The 3,189-nt window shown below is 36.4% G+C and carries 4 protein-coding genes and 1 pseudogene; all 5 read right to left on the bottom strand.

Features of this window, described 5'->3' with window-relative positions; genetic code table 11:
- Positions 1 to 1,241, bottom strand: a 1,241-nt coding sequence (locus tag PVV60_RS09835; RefSeq protein ID WP_404977309.1) for a DUF6990 domain-containing protein, incomplete at its 3' end; no start/stop codon positions are given.
- Positions 1,242 to 1,246: 5 nt separating this feature from the next.
- Positions 1,247 to 1,714 (bottom strand): SMI1/KNR4 family protein, encoded by a 468-nt coding sequence (locus PVV60_RS09830; RefSeq protein ID WP_273724592.1) that lies wholly within the window; start codon positions 1,712 to 1,714, stop codon positions 1,247 to 1,249.
- A gap of 107 nt (positions 1,715 to 1,821) precedes the next feature.
- Entirely contained in the window at positions 1,822 to 2,286 is a 465-nt protein-coding gene (locus PVV60_RS09825) for an SMI1/KNR4 family protein (protein WP_273724591.1), read from the bottom strand.
- Between the two features lie 46 nt (positions 2,287 to 2,332).
- Complete coding sequence (locus PVV60_RS09820) at positions 2,333 to 2,917, bottom strand: SMI1/KNR4 family protein (RefSeq protein WP_273724590.1); 585 nt, start codon at positions 2,915 to 2,917, stop codon at positions 2,333 to 2,335.
- A 65-nt stretch (positions 2,918 to 2,982) separates the two neighbouring features.
- Positions 2,983 to 3,189 (bottom strand): annotated as a pseudogene (locus tag PVV60_RS09815) (hypothetical protein); the annotation flags it as partial.

The following is a 3,189-nucleotide window of genomic DNA, read 5'->3' as shown; positions in this document are numbered from 1 at the left end:
GAAACTGTATTAAGGAGAGCCAAAGAGTGTACATCAATGCGTGCATCCGCCGCCTCTCGCTCCTTTAAAACGGTCAGATGTTCTTCAGCAAAATGAACGGCGTGATTAACATATTTTTCCACATCATTGTCATCTAAATATTCAGAAATTGTATCTACGGCATTTTGATAGGATTTCAGGACATCAATTTGACCTGTTAATGCTAAACAAGCCAAATGCCATGGGATATCGGGACAAGAGCTATATTTTTGGATAAGCGTTTTGCTTTCTATTGATGCTTGCAAGTCTTGGGCACGAGCCCACTGCATCACCCGCTCAGAGATTTTAATAAGCTCTTGCTCATTTAATGTCTCTACACAAATATCAATACCTTTACCAAAACTACTAAAAATTCCTCCCCCAATCGTGTTAAAAGACTGATAAATATTTGTAGCTGATATCTGCCTACATTTTCTACTATCGTGAATATAATGGCAAGCTACAGAAATATCTTCGTTGGAGATCTCTGCTTCAAGATGAACATTGTAATCATCATGAAGACGGATAAAGCCAAAATCTAACTTAATAAAACGATCCGGCAAAACCAACCACATTTTCCCAAGCTCTGTGGCAAACCACCCTTGGGTTTTAAGAATGCGCGTTGCTGCTGTGAGACTCATCAAACGCTGTTTTGGTTTTTTGTGTGCTAAAATGTCATCCAATTCGTTATTTTTATAAGCCTCAGCAAAAAAGATAACGCGCTCAACCTGTGTTATCTTTTCATAATCAGAAAACTCTTGTGTATATAATTGAGGTGTAGGTTTGTAATTCCTTATAGCTTCGGTATCGCCGAGTAGAGCCTTTGCAACGAGAGAATGATTAGCAGCTTTTTCATGTAATTTTTTCTCAATATCTTGTGCTTGCGCCCAAGCTAACACTTTGTTTAAAGCTACCTTAACGTGGTTTTCAAAAAACTCCAATGCTGTAACTCCAAAATTCTCTTCTGAAGAAATCAGCATATCCTCATATTGAGGTTGCGTTTCTTTACCGTTAGCATATTCACAGCCAAGACAATAAGCAGCAGTAGTAAGACTGACAGAAACCCACAATCTTCCGCTATCCCGTCCATAATCTATGACGCCGTAGTGAATACGCACTATGCGATCGGGGAGGTGATAATAAGCAAACATATCACCCATTTCATCGCGATGAGGCTCCCAGCCAAGTCTTTTTAAAATCTCTGTTGCGTCTTTGGTTTGCATCGTCATTACCCCCCAGCATGTTCCATAATTCTTTTACAGAGAAATTCATAAAAATTACTTGCATAATAAAGGGGATCTCCAGATATTCCCTCAAAATAGAGCGGACATTCACCATCCTGAAACTGAGAGTAATCAAAGTAAAATGTCTCACCAAAATCAGTTCTACTGACAACAAGCTGCTGTGGTTTTGCTAAACCATTTTTCATTTCTGTTAAGCGATTATAGACAATGTCACCACCATAAACAGTTTCAAAGTCTACACCATAAATGCTAAAAATTTCCTCGCAACCAATTTCTCCTCCTCCGTAATTTTTAAAAAAACTCTTGTAGGAAGTTGTAAACTGCAAACCGAGAGTTTTCTCTGCTTTTTCAATTAGTACATCATCAACTCCATCATCAGCAGTACCAAAATTGATACGATCGCTATACTTATCAATTAATTGTACAACATCAGCTAAAGTATAAGTTTTCATAAGTCCTTCCCCCTAAAAAATATTAACGACGCTTGCATTCTTGAAAAGAAAAAAATAATGGTGGTTTAACATTGCAATTTGAAAGTAAAACCACCGTACAAAGAAATTTACTTCAAATTATCTGTAATCCTTTTACAGAGGAATTCATAGAAGTTACTTGCGTAATACTGGGGATCGCTAGGTGGAAATCTAAGATAGAGCGGGCATTCACCATTCTGAAACTGAGAATAATCAAAATAAAATGTCTCACCAAAATCAGTTCTACTCACAACAAGCTGCTGTGGTTTTGCTAAACCATTTTCTATATCCGTTATATGATAATAAACAATATCATCACTACGAGAAATTTCAAAATTTGTATTATAAACACTTAATATTTCCTCACCACAGATCTCCGCTCTTCCATAATTCTTCAAAAAATTTTTGTAGGAGGATGTGAATTGCAATTTAAGAATCCCCTCTGCTTTTTCAATCAGTGCATCATCAACTGCTTCATCTGTAGAGCCAAAATCGATACTATCGCTATATTTATCAACTAGTACTACAACATCATCTAAGGTATAGGTTTTCATGGATGATCCTCAAAACTTGCGTTATAAACGCTCCATATTCCCCCTATCAATTTCCCCTCTTCCATAGTTTTTTCCAAAAACTCTTGTAAAAAGGGATAGGTTTCGGAGTGGGAGTGTTCTCAATCTTTTCAATCGGTTGGTCACCTTCAGGTATCTCTTCTCCCGCGTGTACTTTAATTCTTTTACAAAGGAACTCATAAAAATTACTTGCGTAATATTCGCAATCTTCAGATGGAAGCATGACATAGATTGGGCATTCTCCATCCCGAAACTGCGTATAATCAAAGTAAAAGGTTTCATCAAGATCATAACTCACAACGAGCTGTTCTGGTGTCGCAAAACCATCTTTTCTATCATTTAAGTTTTGGAAAACAATATCACCAGCAGGAATGCCTTCCCCACAATCTCCATAAAGGCTATAAATTTCTTCACCACCAATTTCCCCTCCTACATATTTTTTTAAAAAAACTTTGTAAGACGATGTGAATTTCAAATCCAAAGCTTTCTCTGCCTTTTCAATCACAAGATCATCAACCGCATTTTTTTCAGTACCAAAATTGATAATATCATCATCATATTTATTAACCTTATCAATTAAGACTGCAACATCATCTAAAGTATAGGTTTTCATCAATTATTTCTCCATAAATTATTTTATAAGTCTCTGTTTTTTCTCTTTTCATCAATCGTAGAGCATTACTGCCGATGCTCCTGTCCCCATCTGTCAAAATTTAGACCTATGATACCCCATCTCATATCGATTATTCCTCCTAAATTACTGTTTTTTTGTTCTCCATACCCATTACCAAGTTTATACCAATATTCCTCTCTCTGCTTCTCAAACTTTTTTCTATCTATGAGTGATTGATGTGTTTTTGGATTAGCATGAATAACAGAAGTATA

Source organism: Bartonella sp. AU18XJBT, from assembly GCF_028618595.1.
In the GTDB taxonomy this organism is placed as follows: Bacteria; Pseudomonadota; Alphaproteobacteria; order Rhizobiales; family Rhizobiaceae; genus Bartonella.
Note: the sequence above shows the minus strand (reverse complement) of the source record. Positions and strands in the feature narration are given on the sequence as shown.